Source organism: Bradyrhizobium sp. LTSP857, assembly GCF_000938285.1.
In the GTDB taxonomy this organism is placed as follows: domain Bacteria; phylum Pseudomonadota; class Alphaproteobacteria; order Rhizobiales; family Xanthobacteraceae; genus Bradyrhizobium.
This window is the reverse complement of record NZ_JYMS01000027.1, coordinates 17,179-33,808: the sequence shown is the minus strand read 5'-3', so window position 1 is coordinate 33,808 and position 16,630 is coordinate 17,179. Positions and strand designations below refer to the sequence as shown.

The following is a 16,630-nucleotide window of genomic DNA, read 5'->3' as shown; positions in this document are numbered from 1 at the left end:
ACCCGGATCGCATCTGACGATGCGATCCGGCCTCTCCCCGCAAGCGGGGAGAGGCGAAGACAAACTCACAGCTTCGCGCGCTGCGCGATCCCGTCCTTGATCGACGCAAGCTCGGCCTCGTCCCAGATGCCGATCAAAATCCCGCCCTTCACCTGGAGCTGGTTGTCGGCGTAGTTCGCGATCTTCTCGCGGGACGTGGTGATGTGGTCGTTCGGATGCAGCGCCCAGTCGAACAGCTCTGCCTGGAGGCGAGCAATCACAGCGGCGCATTCGGGATCGTCGCCGCGATCCAAAAATTCCTGCGGATCGGTTTCGAGGTCGTACAGCATCGGGCGGAAGCCGGAGGCGTGGATGTATTTCCAGCGGCCGTCGAACACCATGAACAGGCGGCAGCGCTCGATCGGCTGGTTCAGTTTCAGCCGCACGTCCTGCATGGCGTAGTCGTACTCGGAGAAGGCGACCTTGCGCCAATCGCTCGGTGTCGGCCCGCGCAACAGCGGCAGCAGCGAGCGTCCTTCGAGAATGTGTCCGGGCACCTTGCCGCCGAAATAATCAACGAAGGTCGGCGCGAGGTCGATGCCCTCGACCAGCGCATCGCTGCGCGTACCGCGGGTGGCGTCGGCTTCCTTCGAAGGATCGATGACGATCAGCGGAATTTTGGCCGACTGCTCGTGAAAGAGATCCTTCTCGCCCATCCAGTGGTCGCCGAGATAATCGCCATGATCGGACGTGAACACGATCATGGTGGTTTCCAGGAGGTCGCGTTCCTCCAGGAATTTCATCAGCACGCCCATCTGGTCGTCGATCTGGCTGATCAGGCCCATATAGGTCGGGATCACCTTCTCGCGGGCATCGTCGCGCGCCATGTTGCGGGAGTAGCGCATGTCCATATAGGCGCCGAACACCGGATGCGGATTCTGGCGCTCGCGCTCGGAGCGGATCACCGGAATCATGTCATCCGTCGAATACATGCTCGCGTAGGGTTCGGGCGCGATATAGGGCCAGTGCGGCTTGATGTAGGACAGATGCAGGCACCACGGCCTGCCGTCGGTCTCGGCCTCGGTGATGAAGTCCATCGCGCGACGCGTCATGTAGGGCGTCTCGGAATGCTCGTCCGGCACGCGCGCCGCCTTATCGGCGTGGACCAGCAGCCAGCCGTTGTGCAGGGAGCCATCGCCGGCGTCACCCGAATTGGCCCAATGCTCCCAGGGGTTCGTTGCTTCAAATCCCTGCTGGCGCAGATAGTCGTCGTATTTCGGGCGCGGCCGGCCGGTCGGATGCAGCCCGTCGTCACGCTCATAGGGCTCGAAGCCGCATTCGGCGACGTGCACACCGATCATTGATTCCGGCGGGATGCCGAGCGCCTTCATGCCTTCGAGGTCGGGCGCCATGTGGGTCTTGCCGACCAGCACATTGCGCACGCCGATCTTTTTCAGGTGATCGCCGAGCGTGGGCTCACCGACGCGCAACGGCCAACCGTTCCAGTGCGAGCCGTGCGAGCGCATGTAGCGCCCGGTGTAGAACGACATTCGCGACGGGCCGCAGATCGGCGATTGCACGTAAGCCTTGCTGAACAGCACGCCGCGCTTCGCCATGGCGTTGATGTTCGGCGTCTTCAGCGTGGGGTGACCGGTGCAGCCGAGATAGTTATAGCGAAGCTGGTCGCACATGATCCAGAGAACGTTCTTCGCGCGCGCCATGCGTCATCCCTGCCGTTTCTTGACTATTGAATGCTGCGCCATGGAGGGCGCAATGACAACCTCTCCCGGAGGGATGCGCGAGTCCGCGGCCTCACATTCCTTGTCGTCCCGGCGAAGGCCGGGACCCATAACCCCAGGGAGTAATTTGGCGACGACTAGCGGTTCGGTACTCCCACCATTCGCGATCGACAGATCTCGCGGTATGGGTCCCGGCCTTCGCCGGGACGACATTGGGGGGAGAGTTCAAGCCGACCAGGGCTCGGCTTCGGCTGTGCTCTTCGCCTTGGCGGAGACCGGGGCCTCGCCAATCACTTCGACGAGCGCGCGCAGTGCTTCCTTGACGCCCTCACCGGTGATTCCCGACATCAGCAGCGGCGTCTTCTTGGCGGCGCGCTTCAGCCGGTCTTTCTGCTTCTTCAGCTCGTCCGGCTCGACCGCATCGATCTTGTTCAGCGCGACGATCTCGATCTTGTCGGTCAGCAGCCCGCCATAGGCATCGAGCTCGTTGCGCACCGTCTTGTAGGCCTTGCCCGCGTGCTCGCAGGTCGCATCGATGAGATGCAGCAGCACGCGGCAGCGCTCGACATGGCCGAGGAAGCGATCGCCGAGGCCGGCGCCTTCATGCGCGCCTTCGATCAGACCGGGAATGTCGGCCAGCACGAATTCGCGGCCGTCGGAGTTCACGACGCCGAGCTGTGGATGCAGCGTGGTGAAGGGATAGTCGGCGATCTTCGGCTTGGCCGCGCTGACCTTGGAGAGGAAGGTCGATTTGCCGGCATTGGGCAGGCCGACCAGGCCGGCGTCGGCGATGAGCTTCAGCCGCAGCCAGATCCAGCGCTCCTCGCCGGGCTGGCCGGGATTGGCGTTGCGCGGCGCGCGGTTGGTCGAGGACTTGAAATGCGCGTTGCCGAAGCCGCCATTGCCGCCTTCGGCCAGCACGAATTTCTCGCCGACATTGGTGAAGTCGTGGATCAGCGTCTCGCGGTCTTCGTCGAAGATCTGCGTGCCCATCGGGACCTTCAGCGTGATCGGCTTGCCGTTGGCGCCATGGCGGTCCGAGCCTGCGCCGTTCTCGCCCTTCTGGGCCTTGAAATGCTGCTGGTAGCGGTAGTCGATCAGCGTGTTCAGCCCGTCGGCGACTTCGAGGATGACACTGCCGCCGCGGCCGCCATTGCCGCCGGAGGGGCCGCCGAATTCGATGAATTTTTCGCGGCGGAACGCCACGCAGCCGTTTCCGCCGTCGCCGGAGCGGATATAGACCTTTGCTTCGTCAAGGAATTTCATGGGCCATAGGTAGGCCAGCCGGTCCCGCGCGGCAACCCGGACTTACCCGCAAATCGGCGGAATTTCCGCGAATTTCGGCCCGTGCTTAACCAGTCGGCCGGCGGCCCCCACTCGTCGTCCCGGACAAGCGAAGCGCAGATCCGGGACCCATAACCACAGGGAGGAGTTTGGCGAAGACTGGCAGTGAACAGGTCTCACGCGGTACGAGCACCTGTGTTCATGGGTCCTGGCTTTCGCCAGGACGACGTCAGAGCGGCCGGCGGCGGATCAGGAATTTCTGCGCCCCTTCAAGCACCAGCTCCTTGCGCTGGTTGTAGATGGTGCTTGCGAGCGTCACCACGCCGGTCGTGCGGCCCGGGGTGAGCTCGGTCACCTCGAGCGCGGGGTAAATCGTGTCATCGGCAAAGACGGGCTTGAGGAACCGGCTCGATTGCTCGAGGAAGCCGACCAGGGAGTCCTCGACCATGAACGGAAACAGGCCCGCGCCGGGCGCAGTGTGGATCAGGGTCTGGAAACCGTGCGCGAGCAGATGCGGCATGCCGCGGCTGCGGCAATATTCCACGTCATAGTGTACCGGGTGGGTATCGCCGCTCGCGGTCTGGAACGCCGCGAACACCGCCGAGGTCTGGGTGCGGCTCGGCAGCACGAAACGCTCGCCGACGACGAAATCTTCAAACCAGCGTTGTGTGGGGATCATGCGATGCTGGGTCGGGTCGAAGTCGGCCATGTCTGAACTCTTTCGTCGGTACGGCGCCTACCGCTACCGCGACGCGAAGAGTGCGACAATCCGTTCAATTCGTCTTGCGTGGGCTTGTCGCGGGCGCCTGCGTCTTTACAACGGCGCTCGATGCCCCTGTTCAAGAATCTCTCCGCCTATGACGACCGCTCGGCGCGGCTGGCCGGCATTGCACTGATGGTGCTGGCGATCTTCATGTTCTCGTTCGGCGACGCCATGGGCAAGTTCCTGGTCGGGACTTATTCGGTGGGGCAGCTGCTGTTCCTGCGCGCCTGCGCGGCGTTGCTGCTGATGTCGCCGCTGATCTGGCGTCAGCGTCACGACTTCTTTCACCTCGAGCGGCCGTGGCTCCAGCTGTTACGCGTCACGCTGTCGACGCTGGACGTGGCGGGGTTCTTCCTCGCATCCGTCTATCTGCCGCTGGCGGACGTCATCACCTACTATCTCGCTGGCCCGATCTTCGTCACCGCGATGTCGGCGATCTTTCTGGGCGAGCGCGTCGGCTGGCGGCGCTGGACGGCTATCCTGATCGGCTTCTGCGGCGTCCTGATAGCGCTGCGGCCGTCGGCGCAGACGGTCAGCCTGCCGGCGTTGATTGCGCTCGGCGGCAGCCTGTCGTTTGCGACGCTGATGCTGATCACGCGCAGCCTGCGCAAGACGCCCGACATCGTGATGGCGTCCTCGCAATTTGTCGGCACGTTCCTGCTGGGCGCGGTGCTGTCGGCATTCCACTGGGTGCCGCCGACGCCGGGCAGCCTCGTGATCTTCACGCTTGCCGGGTGCATCTCGGTGACGGCGCTGTTCTGCGTCAACCGGTCGCTCAAGCTCGCGCCGGCGAGCGTCGTGGTGCCCTACCAATATTCGATGATCGTCTGGGCCGTGATCTTCGGCTTCGTCGTGTTCGGCGACGTGCCAAAAATCGCCACCATCGTCGGCGCCGCCATCATCATCGGCGCCGGGTTCTATATTTACTTGCGCGAGCGCGATCTCGGGCGGGGCGCTGTGGACGTTAATCCGCCGGCGTAAACACGCCCACAGTGTCGTCCCGGCGCAGGCCGTGACCCATACCCACAGGGTGCAGTTTTGCGAAGACTCGGAGTGGGAAGCTTCGCTTCATGAACATTCGTGGTTATGGGTCCCGGCCTGCGCCGGGACGACACGCGGTAAGAGTTGGCCCTACCTCACCCGTCTCGCACTGCTCCAGCTCTTCAACGACGCCCACACCCCGCGCGAGAGGCGGAAGCAGTCGACCGGCGTGGACGAGCCCAACGCCAGGAAACGGTGCAGCTGGACGCCGCTCCACTGGAAGCCGCACTTCTCCAGCACATTGCGTGACGTCGGATTGGTGACGCGCGCGCCCGCATAGAGATGGTCATCCTCGAATTCCTCGAAGAAGAAGTCGATCGCGGCGCGCGCGGCTTCGGTGCCAAAACCCCGGCCCCAGTGTTCGACGCCGAGCCAATAGCCGAGCTCGGCATTGTCAGGCGTCGAACAGTCGATCCCGACCATACCGACCGGCGCATTGTCGTGCTCGATCAGGAACACGGTTTCGCTGCCGAGCTCGGCGGTGGCACGGATGAATTCGACGGCGTCGTCTTGCGAATAGGGATGCGGCAGGCGGCGGGTGTTTTCCGCGACACGGCGGTCGTTGGCGAGGAGGGAAATGGTCCTGACGTCGGCGAGTGTCGGCCGCCGCAAGGTCAGCCGCTCGGTGGCGACGACGCTCGGTCTCGCCTCCCGCAAGGTCACGCTCGAAAAATCCTGCAACATGTCCGGCTCCGTCGAAGTCACTAAGTTAAAAGTGAGCAAGTCAAACGAAAGGGGAGGCCGGTTTCCCGCCTCCCCTGGAGCCTTCGATCTTGAGGACTCCGCCGGTTCGGTCAGGGACCCGGCGGACTCCAAATTTGATCCACCGTCTATTCAGCTGCCTCTGCGAGCGGAAGCACCGATACAAAGGTGCGGCCGTTGGCTTTGGCCTGGAACGTGACGCGACCCTCGACCTTGGCGAACAAAGTGTGGTCCGTGCCCATGCCGACATTAAGGCCGGGGTGCCAGGTGGTGCCGCGCTGACGCGCAATGATGTTGCCGGGAATCACAACTTCCCCGCCGAACGCCTTGATACCGAGGCGCTTGCCTTTTGAATCGCGACCGTTGCGCGATGAACCGCCTGCTTTTTTGTGAGCCATAGCCCGTCTCCGAAACCTTGCGTATGTCTAGATCAATTCCTTGACGGAATCATTTCACAATTTTTCACGCATCAATTCGTGAATTGGCGTGATCAAATTATGCGGCGTCGGCTTCTTCCTTCGCCGGCTCCTTGACGACCTTCTCCCGCTTCGGACGCGGCCCCTTGGTGGGCTTGGCGTTGTCGGTCAGGATCTCGCTGATGCGCAGCACCGTGATCTCGTCGCGGTAGCCGCGCTTGCGGCGCGAATTCTTGCGGCGGCGCTTCTTGAACGCGATGACCTTCGGTCCGCGCTTGTGGTCGAGCACCTCGACGGCCACGGATGCACCTGCAACCGTCGGCAGACCCAGGATCGGCGTATCGCCGCCGACCACCAGAACTTCAGTCAGCTGAATGATCGTGCCGACTTCGCCTTCGATCTTGCCTACTTCCAAGACATCATCCGGAACGACGCGGTACTGCCGGCCGCCGGTTTTGATGACTGCGAACATCGTTGTTTTCCTTCGTGTTCATTCCCGGCCTCGCGACGAAATTCGTCGGGGTCGGCTTTTTGTCAGTCGCTATGGGTTTATGCGAGTTTTGTGCGGGCGGGAGTTATCCCTTTGAAAACCCACGCAAAAACAAGCGGCGCGAGAAACGCCCCGCGCCGGGTGTGGGACTTATAGCCGCCGATCGCCGAGAGTCAAGGAAAAGCGGGCGAAAAGGCCCGGATTAGAAGGATTTGAGCGGTCTGCAGGGGGTCTGCAAGGCTGGCCGAATCCGCGGCCGGCTTTGCAACCAACGGGTTCCATCGCCGTTGTCCCCGCGAATTTGGACACGGGCAAGGGGCTTTTCATGGCAACGGACGAGCTGGTCAAGACGACGACGGGCATCGCCCATCACGGCGCCGGGCGGCTGCCGTCGGTGGATGTCGACAGCTTCAACATCGAGATCAAGGACGAGGACGGCTTTCTCGGCGACCGCGCCAGCAAGGGCGCGTTCCGCGAGATTCTCGACCGCTGGCGCAAGCCGCTGCGCAAATCCGGCGAAGACCCCTTCGGCGACGAACCGTCGGACCAGATCAGCAAGAAGACGCTGGATGCCATCCTGGTCGGCGACGACACCGAGGCCTCCGCGATCGTGCACAGCGCGATCGAGGATTTCGCCCAGGAGCTCGCCTATGTCACGCGGCGCTTCCTCAAGACCAAGGCCTGGGCCAAGACCGAGTGCATCGTGGTCGGCGGCGGTTTCCGCGATTCAAGGCTCGGCGAGCTCGCGATCGCGCGCACCCAGATCATCCTGAAATCCGAGGATTTCAAAATCGACATGGTGCCGATCCGCGCCCATCCGGATGAGGCCGGCCTGATCGGCGCGCTGCATCTGGCGCCCTCCTGGATCTTCGAGGCCCATGACAGCATCCTCGCCGTCGACATCGGCGGCACCAACATCCGCTGCGGTTTGGTTGAGACGCGCTGGAAGAAGGCCAAGGATCTGTCGAAAGCGGGAGTGTGGAAATCCGAGCTGTGGCGCCATGCCGACGACGAGCCGACGCGAGAGGGTGCGGTGAAGCGGCTGACCAAAATGCTGAAGGGACTGATCACGGAAGCTGAGAGCGAAGGCTTCAAGCTCGCGCCTTTCATCGGCATCGCCTGTCCCGGCGTGATCAACGAGGACGGTTCGATCGAGAAGGGCGCGCAGAACCTGCCGGGCAATTGGGAGAGCAGCAAATTCAACCTCCCGGCGAGCCTGATCGAAGGCATCCCGCAGATCGGCGAGCACGACACCGCGATCCTCATGCACAATGACGGCGTGGTTCAGGGCCTCTCCGAGGTGCCGTTCATGCAGGATGTCGACCGCTGGGGCGTGCTCACCATCGGCACTGGCCTTGGCAATGCGCGCTTCACCAACCGCCGCAAGGAAGGCAACGGAAAAGACAAAGACCGGGATTCTACTGAGAACGGGAAGAAGAAGGGCAAGGAAAACAACAAGAATGACAAGGAGTAACCTTGATCGGTTAGGTTAAGGGACGGATTGCGTTGCGGCGCACAGGTCACACGCTACGGTCGAATCGTCGCCTCACCTGGCCGGCGAAGCCGCCCTTCCTGGTCAGTTTTCAATGAGCGGCACGGGACCGCCAGTGTTTACCGCGTCTGGCGGTCCCACCCCTGTTTTCAGCTCCAGCCAATCCGCTGAAAGAACGCCGCGATCTCCGCGGCCGCGCGATCCGGATCCTCGCGATGCGGGAAGTGTCCGACGTCGGGAAACATCGCAACATCCACATTGCTGAAGGTCCCAGGCAGCCGGTCAGTCCAGGCATAGGGAAACAGCGGATCGTGCTCGGCCCAGCGCACGCAGGTCGGCACAGAGATCGGCGGCATCGGCGGCGCTTCGCCCTTCATCATCGCGACGCGGCCTGCATGCGACGCGCGATAATGCGCAAATCCGCCCGCGAGATTGCCCGGCTTGAAGAAATTGTCGACGAAATCGTCGAGCACGTCATCGAAGGCATTCTTCCGATGCGTCCAGCCCTTCAGGAAGTGCGAGATATAGAGCCGGCAGCTCTCCCGGCTCGCGCCAACGAGCGCGGGCGCCATCTCCATCTGCTGAAAGGACTGGTACCAGATGTGATTGAGCCGGTCGGGCGCCGCCATGCGCGGCCCGATGCCGGGATAGACGAAATCGAAGAAGAACAGCCCGGCGAGCCGTCCCGGCGCCTGGCGCGCGAGCGGCTGCATCACGGCGCCCCCGACATCATGGCCGACCACGCCGAATCGCTCGATCCCGAGCCCGTCCATCACCGCCAGCATGTCGGCCGCATGGCCGTCCGGCCCGTAAGGGCCGTCAGGCTTGTCGCTGTCGCCAAAGCCGCGCAGATCGGGTGCGATCAGCATGAAACGGTCGGCCAGCCGCGCCATGACCGGCTCCCAGGTCAGCCAGAATTCCGGCCAACCATGCAGCAAAAGCAGCGGTTTGCCCTGGCCGGCGCGAACCAGGTGGAAATCGGTACCATTGGCCTTGATCGTGAGATGCTCCACGGCAGTTCCTCCCGGCGAGACGCGTTTTCAAGCGAAGTGGACCCCGGTTCGCGTCAAGAAAACGCGTCAAACAAGAATTGAGCTGGTGCGGGGCTGAAAGAGGTGGCGGATTTTCCCCTTTCTCGCCTTGTCTGGCCAGCCATCCTCGCCTATTAACGCCCCCGACCAGAGGGGTTCCTGCCCCTCATCGGCACTTCAGGAGAGGTGGCAGAGTGGTCGAATGCACCGCACTCGAAATGCGGCATAGGTGCAAGCCTATCGGGGGTTCGAATCCCTCCCTCTCCGCCATAACAAACGGCTTCGAGAAAGCCCCGCCAAATACAGACTCTCAGCGTCAAAGCAGCCTCAGGTGTCGTCCCTAGAGGACCGCAGCCTGACACCGCACTTGCGGCAGATCCCCAAGCTTCTCCACAATGCCCCCCTCGCAAGCCCCCTCCCGAGGATCTTCCGGATGACGGCTAAAATCGATCTGCTGACGCTGCAATTGTTCGTGGCGATCGTCGAGGAGCAGAGTATCGCGAAGGCGGCGGAGAAGAAGAACATTGCCGCGTCAGCGGTGAGCCGCCGCATCTCGGATATCGAAGACCTGTTCAAGGTCGAGCTGCTGCATCGCCATTCGAAAGGGATCGAGCCGACACCTGCCGGTTTCGCCCTGCTCGAGCACGCCCGAATCATCCTGGGAAACCTCAGCAAGCTCGAGATCGAACTGACGGGATACCGGCAGGGCAAGCGCGGGCTGATCCGGGTCTGTGCCAACAAGTCTGCGATCCTCGAAGCCCTGGCGGACGAGCTCAGTCTGTTCCTGGAGCAGCATCCGCTGGTCCACATCGACATCGAGGAGGATCTCAGCCCCGCGATCGTGCGCGCGGTGATGGAGAACCGGGCCGACATCGGCATCTTCGGCGGCAACATCGACGGACAGGATCTGGAGTTGCTGTCCTACCGCAGCGACAGCCTGGTCGCGCTGGTCACGCGTGACCATCCGCTGGCCGGCCGCAACAGCGTTCGCTTCCGCGAGCTGGTCGATTTTGACTTTGTCAGCCTGGAGAAGGGCAGTTCGATCGAGACGCTGTGTGTCAGGGCCGCCGCGGCGCTCGGGCAGCACATGAAGGTGCGCATCCGCGTCAGCAGTTTCGATGCGCTGTTCCGCGTCATCGATGCCAGGATGGGGGTCGGCATCGTGCCGCTCGAGATCGTTCGCGACCGCTACGGCGTCGACAGCCTCGTCACCGTCCCGCTCGATGAGTCCTGGGCGCGACGCGAGCTGGTGATGGGCGTGCGCGATTACAAGTCGCTGCCGCCGGTGACGAAGCTGCTGGTGGACCATTTGCGGACCCAGGATGATGCGCGTCCCGCCATCAGCGGGGTCTCCGAGCGGCTGACGGTCGTGCCCGGCAGGGGCTGACATCGCTGGCACATTGCGGCCAGCCATCGCCGGCCGCGATGGCTGGCTGCCCAACCGTCACTTGCTCGGTTCCGGGATCGACTTCTATCCTGCTTCCCAAGATCGCTGTCGGTCGGCATGATCGGCAGCAACACGGCACATCAGATGCCGAACATGGGAGGACGGATCGTGGACACGCGTGGTCGCACGCTGCTGGCCAAAATTTGGGACCAGCATGTCATTGCCCAAGTGAGCGATGATACAGATCTGCTTCATGTGGATCGTCATCTGCTGCATGACCTCGGCGGCTCTCGCGGCCTGATCGATCTCAAAAGCCGCGACCTTCCGGTCCACAATCCCGAACTGACCTTCGCCACGCCGGATCATGCGATTTCGACCGCGTCCGGGCGTGCCGGCACGATCAAGACCGGGCAGGAACTGCTGGCGGCGTTGCGGACCGAGACATCCGCCACCGGCATCCGGCTGTTCGATATCGACCAGCCCGGGCAGGGCATCGTCCATGTCATCGGCCCGGAGCTCGGCCTCAGCCTTCCCGGCTGCCTGATCGTCTGCGGCGACAGCCATACCTGTACCCATGGCGGGCTCGGTGCTCTCGCCTTCGGTATCGGTTCCAGCGAGCTCACGCACGTGCTGGCGACCCAGACCATCGTCCAGCGCCGGCCCAAGACCATGCGGGTGACGTTCGACGGCGCCCTGCCGTTCGGCGTCACTGCGAAGGATCTGATCCTCGCTCTGATCGGCCATGTCGGCGCCGCCGGCGGCACCGGCTATGCCGTCGAATATGCCGGCAGTGCGATCAGGGCCATGCCGATCGAAGGGCGGCTCACGATCTGCAATCTGTCAGTCGAGCTCGGCGCCAAGATGGGGCTGATCGCGCCGGATGAGACGACGTTTGCGTATGTCCGCGGCCGACCCTATGCGCCGCAAGGCGAGATGTGGGAGCGGGCCGTCGCGGCGTGGCGGACGCTTGCGAGCGACAGCGACGCAATGTTCGATCGCGAGGTGTCGATCGATGTCGGAACCATTATCCCGCAGATCACCTGGGGCACCAGTCCGGAGCACGTGCTTGGTGTCGATGGGCGTATCCCGGATCCCGCAGACATTGCCGATCCCGCCCGCCGCGGCGCGATCGAGATCGCGCTCGATTATATGGGCCTGAAGCCCGGTGCGCCGATCGCCGGCACACCGGTGGATTGGGTCTTCATCGGCTCCTGCACCAACAGCCGCCTTAGCGATCTGCGCGCCGCGGCCGAGGTCGCGCGTGGCCGCAAGGTTGCGCCCGGCGTGCGCGCCTGGGTCGTGCCGGGTTCGGAGACCGTCAAGCGCGATGCGGTGGCCGAAGGGCTCGACAAGATCTTTACCGACGCAGGCTTTGAATGGCGCGAGCCCGGCTGCTCGATGTGTCTTGCCGCAAACGGTGAAACCGTGCCGCCGGGCCAGCGCTCGGTGTCGACCTCGAACCGGAATTTCATCGGCCGCCAAGGGCCGCGCGCCCGCACTCATCTGGCGAGCCCGGCCATGGCCGTGGCGGCGGCGATTTCCGGCGCCATCGCCGATGTCCGAACGATGGAGCGCTAGATGGCGCAAGCCTTCACCAAAGTGACCGCGATTGCCGCACCGATCATGCGCACCAATGTCGATACCGATGTCATCATCAGCATCAACCGCATGATCGGAAATTCCGTCCGCGGCAGTCTCGGGAAATGGGCGTTCGGCTCGCTCCGCTACCGGCCGGACGGCTCGGAAAATCCCGAGTTCATCCTCAATCGCGAGCCGTATCGCGCGGCGGAAATCCTGGTGACCGGGCCGAATTTCGGCTGCGGCTCGTCGCGCGAGGCGGCGGTGTGGTCGCTCCAGGAAATGGGCATCCGCGCCATCATCGGATCCGGCTTCGGCGATATCTTCTTCGCCAACTGCTTCCAGAACGGCATCCTGCCGGTGGTGCTGGACAAAGCCACCATCGATGGCCTCGCCGCGGAGATCGAAGCGAGCCAGGGCGCCGGACGTCTCAGTGTCGATCTGGAGGAGCAGACGGTCACCTCGCCGTCTGGCATACGGCACAGCTTCGAGATCGATCCGCGCCGGCGCGCGGGCCTGCTCGAAGGACTCGACGAAATTTCGCTGACGTTGCGGCGCGAGGATGCGATCCGCGCATTCCAGGCGTCCGACCGCGCGACGCGGCCGTGGATTCACTTTGCAGGACATCAGGCATGAACACGCTCTCGAACACGATCAAGGTGGCTGTGGTCGGTGGTGAAGGCATCGGTCCGGAGGTGACCGACCAGTCCCATCGCGTTCTCAAATGGTTTTCCGACCGGCGCGGCGCTCCGGTGGTTATGCGCGAAGCGCAATACGGTCTCATACCCTATCTCGCGACAGGCAAGGTGTTGCCGGATGACACCGTCGAGGCGATGGAGGAGGCCGACGCGATCCTCTGGGGTGCGACGGGTGGCCCGGAAACCACGCAGGTCCCTCCGGCGGCGCGCAAGGCGGGAAGCCTGCTGTCGCTGCGCAGCAAGTACGACCTCTATGCCAATCTCCGGCCCATCGTCGCCAATCCGGCGCTGGCTGATTCCGCGCCGCTCAAGGCTTCGGTGCTGAAGGATGTCGACTTCATCATCATCCGCGAGCTCACCAGCGGCATCTATTTCGGCGAGCCGCGCGGCATCGAAACGCTGCCGGACGGCCAGCGCCGCGGCTTCAACACCCAGCAATACACCACCAGCCAGATCCGCCGGGTGGCGCGAACCGCGTTTGAACTGGCCCGGACGCGCAAGGGCAGGGTCTGCTCGGTCGACAAGGCCAATGTGCTGGAAACCAGCGTGCTGTGGCGCGAGGAGGTCATCGCGCTGCATCAAGCGGAATTCTCCGATGTGGAATTGACGCACCTCTATGTCGACAACGCCGCCATGCAGATCGTGCGGGCGCCGTCGCAATTCGATGTCATGGTGACCTGCAATATCTTCGGCGACATTCTCTCCGATTGCGCTGCCATGGCGTCGGGCTCGCTCGGCATGCTGCCGTCGGTCTCGCTCGGGCCGCCGGACCGGCTGGGACGCCGCAAGGCGCTCTATGAACCGGTCCACGGCAGCGCGCCTGATATTGCGGGCAAGGGCATCGCCAATCCGCTCGGTTCGATCCTCAGCGTCGCAATGATGTTGCGCATCACCCTCAATCGGCCCGATGATGCCACGCTGCTGGAGAAGGCCGTGGATACGGCCCTCGCTGCCGGCGCAAGAACGGCCGATATCGCCGAACCCGGCGCAAAAAGACTTTCGACCCAGGAAATGGGCGATGCGGTGCTGAACGCGCTCGACAAGGTGGTCGGCAAAGAGAGGGAGCACGCGTGATGAGACCTCAGGTCACCAGACGGTCCGCGCTGACGATTGTCGCTGGCGCCGGTGCCTCCATGGCGGCAGGTCGGGTATGGGCGGATACGCCGTCGGGCCGCGTGATCTATCCGGTCGCCATTCCGGTTTATCAGTCGCAATTCGTCGCCGACCGGGCCGGATTCTTCAAGGAGGCCGGCCTCGATTGCAAGCTGATCCAGGGTGGCAGCGGCGTGAAGACGCGCGAGATTATCGCCTCGTCGCAGGGCGATATCGGCATCGGGGATATCACCCACCCGATGCAGCTCAGCAATCACGGCCGCAACGCGCGGGTCCTGATGCCGGTCGATACCCGCAGCAATGCCGCGATCTTCATCATCCGCAAGGATCTCTTCGATCAGGGCATCACAACGCTGGAGGCGCTGGCGAAGTGGAAACGGCCTGATGGACGAAAGCCGATCGTTTCGGTGTCGTCGTTGGGAGGCACCAACCACGTATGGGCCTCCTACTACATGGAAACCATGGGATTGGACGACAAGGTGACCTGGATCGGCACCGGCAATGTCGACACCATGATGGGCACGTTGAAAACGAAACAGGTCGATGTTCTCATCAACTCGCCGTCGATCCTGAAGGATTCGATCGAGCAGGGCTGGGGCGCGCTGTTGTTCGACGGAACGGACGAGACAGTCTGGGCCAAGTATATCGGCGGCAAGGTCCCGGTGACGTCTCATTTCACCCTGCAGTCGACCATCGACAAGGACCCGCAGAAGATGCAGGCGTTCGTCACGGCGCTGTGGCGCGCGACCCAGTGGATCAAGGGGCACTCTCCCGAAGAGATCTATGATGCGATCGAGCCTTACGTCGGAAGCACGTCGCGCGACGCGAATATTTTCGACATCGGGATCATGAAGAAGGTCACCGACTACGAAGGCCTCATCGATGAAGCCAGCTTCGCACGCGGCCAGAAGGTCTGGTTTCGCGAAATGACCGGCATCAAGCCGCTTGCCATGGCCGACGTCGTCACGACCGGCTTCATCGAAGCGGCACGTAAGGCCTATCCCGCTTGACGATGCAGGCCTTACACGCGTCACGATCCGTTGCGTCGCCCGACATGCGGCGCATCGACGTGCGCGGATTGTGCAAGACCTTCCAGTTGGCGGGCACGGCCATCGAGGCGGTGCGCGACGTCTCCTTCAATGTGCGGCGTGGCGAATTCGTCGCTCTGCTGGGGCCATCCGGTTCAGGCAAGAGCACCGTCCTCAACATGATCGCGACACTGGTCAAGCCGACCAGCGGTGAGATCCTGATTGACGGCGTGCCCGTCGTTCCCGGACGAGCGACGCCGAATGTCGGCTATGTGTTCCAGCGCGATACCCTGTTTCCCTGGCGCACCGTCGCCGACAACATCGGCTACGGCCTGCAACTGGCGGGTGTCCCGGTGGCGGAGCGGAAGGATCGTGTCAGGGCTTGCCTGGCGCAGGCGGGACTGCAGGGTTTTGAGAACGCCTATCCCTCGACATTGTCTGGCGGCATGCGCCAGCGCGCCGCCTTGATGCGAACGCTGGTCGTTGAACCGCAGGTTCTGCTGATGGACGAGCCGTTCGGCGCGCTCGACACCCACACCAAGATCGACATGCACGATGTGCTGCTTCGCATCTGGGAACGCGAACAGCAGACCGTGCTGTTCGTGACCCATGATCTCGGCGAGGCCCTGACGCTGGCAGACCGCATCATTCTGTTTTCCGCGCGGCCCGGCCGGATCAAGGACATCTTCGAGGTGGATTTTGCCCGCCCACGCAATGCCGTGAAGATCCGCGAAACGCCGCGTTATGCCGAGCTGTTTCAGCTGGTCTGGCATTCGCTCGGCGAGGAATTCATCAAGGGCCGAAGTCCATGAGACAAGCGCGCCGCCCCGGCAGAACCTTGGCCTGGCAGGCGTTGATCTGCGTCTGCTTTCTGTCGATCTGGCAATGGGGCTACGATCTGCACGGCCGCCTTCCCTGGTTGGTGCCGGATCTGCTCGATCCCTATTTCGTGTCCAAACCGTCGCAAATCTTCGAGCATTTCCTGATCCTGAGCTGCCTCAAGTCCAAGCTCGGAATGTTCAACGGCTGGTTCAATGGCGAATTCAGCCGCTGCATGGCGCGATCGGAGAACAATCTCTGGATCGCGACCGCCGTCACCCTCAAGAACACCTTCTTCGGTTTCGTGACCGGCGTCAGCAGCGGCTTTGCGGCGGGCCTCGTGCTGGGCCGTTCGGATCGGCTGAGCGCCATCTTCCAGCCGTTCATCACGGCGGTGAATTCGATCCCTCGCATCGCACTGGCGCCGATTATCGTGCTGGCTTTCGGCATCGGCGATACCTCGAAGATCGTGACCTCGTGGATCGTGGTGGTCTTTCTCGTGTTCTTCAATACGTTCGAAGGCGCGCGGTCGATCGACGAGGGCTTTGTCAATGCGGCGCGGCTGCTCGGCGCCAGCGAGTGGCAGATCACCCGCACGGTGGTCGTCCCCTCGACCATGGCCTGGGTCTTCGCCTCGCTGACGCCTGCGATTTCCTTTGCCCTGATCGGCGTGATCGTCGGCGAGTTTATCGGTGCGGAACGGGGAATCGGGCGCCTGATCATAGAGTCCGAGGCGCGCGCGGAGGCATCGGGAATGATGGTCGCCGTCATCGTGCTGATGCTGGTCGGCGTTGCGCTGTCCGCGTTGATCTGGCGATTGCAGGCCTATCTGCTGCGCTGGCAGCAGCACAATATGGCGGAGTAGCCCGAACGACGGCGTGCCGTCTGCTCGCTGCGCAGCATGCGTCAGCCGGTTTGCAAGGATAATATTGTGCCCCTGTTTTGCCCGACGGGTCAAACGTCTACGATCGCCGCTTATCTCTGCCGACCTCCGGAAGCGTGACCGGAATCCAATAACGCGCTCCAGCGCCGATCCAGACCCATCACCACCGGCGTGCGTCGCTCTCCGA

General features: G+C 63.2%; 16 protein-coding genes and 1 tRNA gene. 10 read left to right on the top strand and 7 right to left on the bottom strand.

Annotation, left to right across the window (positions count from 1 at the left end; genetic code table 11):
• Positions 1-65 precede the first annotated feature (65 nt).
• From UP06_RS17565 to UP06_RS17555, 3 genes are all read right to left on the bottom strand, one after another.
• Complete coding sequence (locus tag UP06_RS17565) at positions 66-1,700, bottom strand: alkaline phosphatase family protein (RefSeq protein ID WP_045004331.1); 1,635 nt, start codon at positions 1,698-1,700, stop codon at positions 66-68.
• A gap of 243 nt (positions 1,701-1,943) precedes the next feature.
• Positions 1,944-2,984 carry a GTPase ObgE gene (gene obgE / locus UP06_RS17560; RefSeq protein WP_045004329.1) on the bottom strand — a complete coding sequence of 347 codons (1,041 nt, stop codon included), beginning with the start codon at positions 2,982-2,984 and terminating at the stop codon, positions 1,944-1,946.
• 247 nt (positions 2,985-3,231) lie between these two features.
• Complete coding sequence (locus tag UP06_RS17555) at positions 3,232-3,711, bottom strand: MaoC family dehydratase (RefSeq protein WP_045004328.1); 480 nt, start codon at positions 3,709-3,711, stop codon at positions 3,232-3,234.
• A gap of 120 nt (positions 3,712-3,831) precedes the next feature.
• Here UP06_RS17555 and UP06_RS17550 point away from each other — a divergent pair, with 120 nt between their 5' ends.
• The gene (locus UP06_RS17550) at positions 3,832-4,746 is read left to right on the top strand and encodes a DMT family transporter (protein WP_045004327.1); all 915 of its coding nucleotides are present in this window, start codon (positions 3,832-3,834) and stop codon (positions 4,744-4,746) included.
• Positions 4,747-4,896: 150 nt separating this feature from the next.
• Here UP06_RS17550 and UP06_RS17545 read toward each other — a convergent pair whose 3' ends face one another.
• From UP06_RS17545 to rplU, 3 genes are all read right to left on the bottom strand, one after another.
• A complete protein-coding gene (locus tag UP06_RS17545; RefSeq protein WP_045004326.1) occupies positions 4,897-5,490 on the bottom strand; it encodes a GNAT family N-acetyltransferase in 594 nt (197 codons plus the stop codon).
• A 146-nt stretch (positions 5,491-5,636) separates the two neighbouring features.
• Positions 5,637-5,906 (bottom strand): 50S ribosomal protein L27, encoded by a 270-nt coding sequence (gene rpmA, locus UP06_RS17540; protein WP_045004325.1) that lies wholly within the window; start codon positions 5,904-5,906, stop codon positions 5,637-5,639.
• Positions 5,907-6,003: 97 nt separating this feature from the next.
• Positions 6,004-6,396 (bottom strand): 50S ribosomal protein L21, encoded by a 393-nt coding sequence (gene rplU, locus UP06_RS17535; protein ID WP_045004324.1) that lies wholly within the window; start codon positions 6,394-6,396, stop codon positions 6,004-6,006.
• A gap of 343 nt (positions 6,397-6,739) precedes the next feature.
• On the opposite strand from rplU, the gene UP06_RS17530 reads away from it, so the two are divergent.
• On the top strand, positions 6,740-7,888 hold the full coding sequence (locus UP06_RS17530) for an ROK family protein (RefSeq protein WP_045004323.1): 1,149 nt from the start codon (positions 6,740-6,742) through the stop codon (positions 7,886-7,888).
• Between the two features lie 167 nt (positions 7,889-8,055).
• On the opposite strand, the gene UP06_RS17525 is transcribed toward UP06_RS17530, so the two are convergent.
• Positions 8,056-8,919, bottom strand: a complete 864-nt coding sequence (locus tag UP06_RS17525; RefSeq protein WP_045004321.1) for an alpha/beta fold hydrolase — start codon at positions 8,917-8,919, stop codon at positions 8,056-8,058.
• A gap of 198 nt (positions 8,920-9,117) precedes the next feature.
• On the opposite strand from UP06_RS17525, the gene UP06_RS17520 reads away from it, so the two are divergent.
• The 8 genes from UP06_RS17520 to UP06_RS17485 all read left to right on the top strand — a co-directional run bounded on the left by UP06_RS17520 (position 9,118) and on the right by UP06_RS17485 (position 16,425).
• Positions 9,118-9,207 (top strand) — tRNA-Ser (locus UP06_RS17520).
• A 163-nt stretch (positions 9,208-9,370) separates the two neighbouring features.
• Positions 9,371-10,324, top strand: coding sequence for a LysR family transcriptional regulator (locus UP06_RS17515; RefSeq protein WP_045004319.1), 954 nt, complete (start codon positions 9,371-9,373; stop codon positions 10,322-10,324).
• A gap of 168 nt (positions 10,325-10,492) precedes the next feature.
• The gene (gene leuC, locus UP06_RS17510; protein WP_045004981.1) at positions 10,493-11,902 is read left to right on the top strand and encodes a 3-isopropylmalate dehydratase large subunit; all 1,410 of its coding nucleotides are present in this window, start codon (positions 10,493-10,495) and stop codon (positions 11,900-11,902) included.
• Positions 11,903-12,538 (top strand): 3-isopropylmalate dehydratase small subunit, encoded by a 636-nt coding sequence (gene leuD, locus UP06_RS17505; protein ID WP_045004317.1) that lies wholly within the window; start codon positions 11,903-11,905, stop codon positions 12,536-12,538. It abuts the gene before it with no gap.
• On the top strand, positions 12,535-13,674 hold the full coding sequence (leuB, locus tag UP06_RS17500; RefSeq protein ID WP_045004315.1) for a 3-isopropylmalate dehydrogenase: 1,140 nt from the start codon (positions 12,535-12,537) through the stop codon (positions 13,672-13,674). Before leuD ends, leuB begins: the two co-directional genes overlap by 4 nt.
• A complete protein-coding gene (locus UP06_RS17495; protein ID WP_045004314.1) occupies positions 13,674-14,723 on the top strand; it encodes an ABC transporter substrate-binding protein in 1,050 nt (349 codons plus the stop codon). The genes leuB and UP06_RS17495 overlap by 1 nt, the downstream gene beginning before the upstream one ends.
• A gap of 2 nt (positions 14,724-14,725) precedes the next feature.
• Positions 14,726-15,553, top strand: coding sequence for an ABC transporter ATP-binding protein (locus UP06_RS17490; RefSeq protein ID WP_045004312.1), 828 nt, complete (start codon positions 14,726-14,728; stop codon positions 15,551-15,553).
• Complete coding sequence (locus UP06_RS17485) at positions 15,550-16,425, top strand: ABC transporter permease (protein ID WP_045004310.1); 876 nt, start codon at positions 15,550-15,552, stop codon at positions 16,423-16,425. Before UP06_RS17490 ends, UP06_RS17485 begins: the two co-directional genes overlap by 4 nt.
• Positions 16,426-16,630 lie beyond the last annotated feature (205 nt).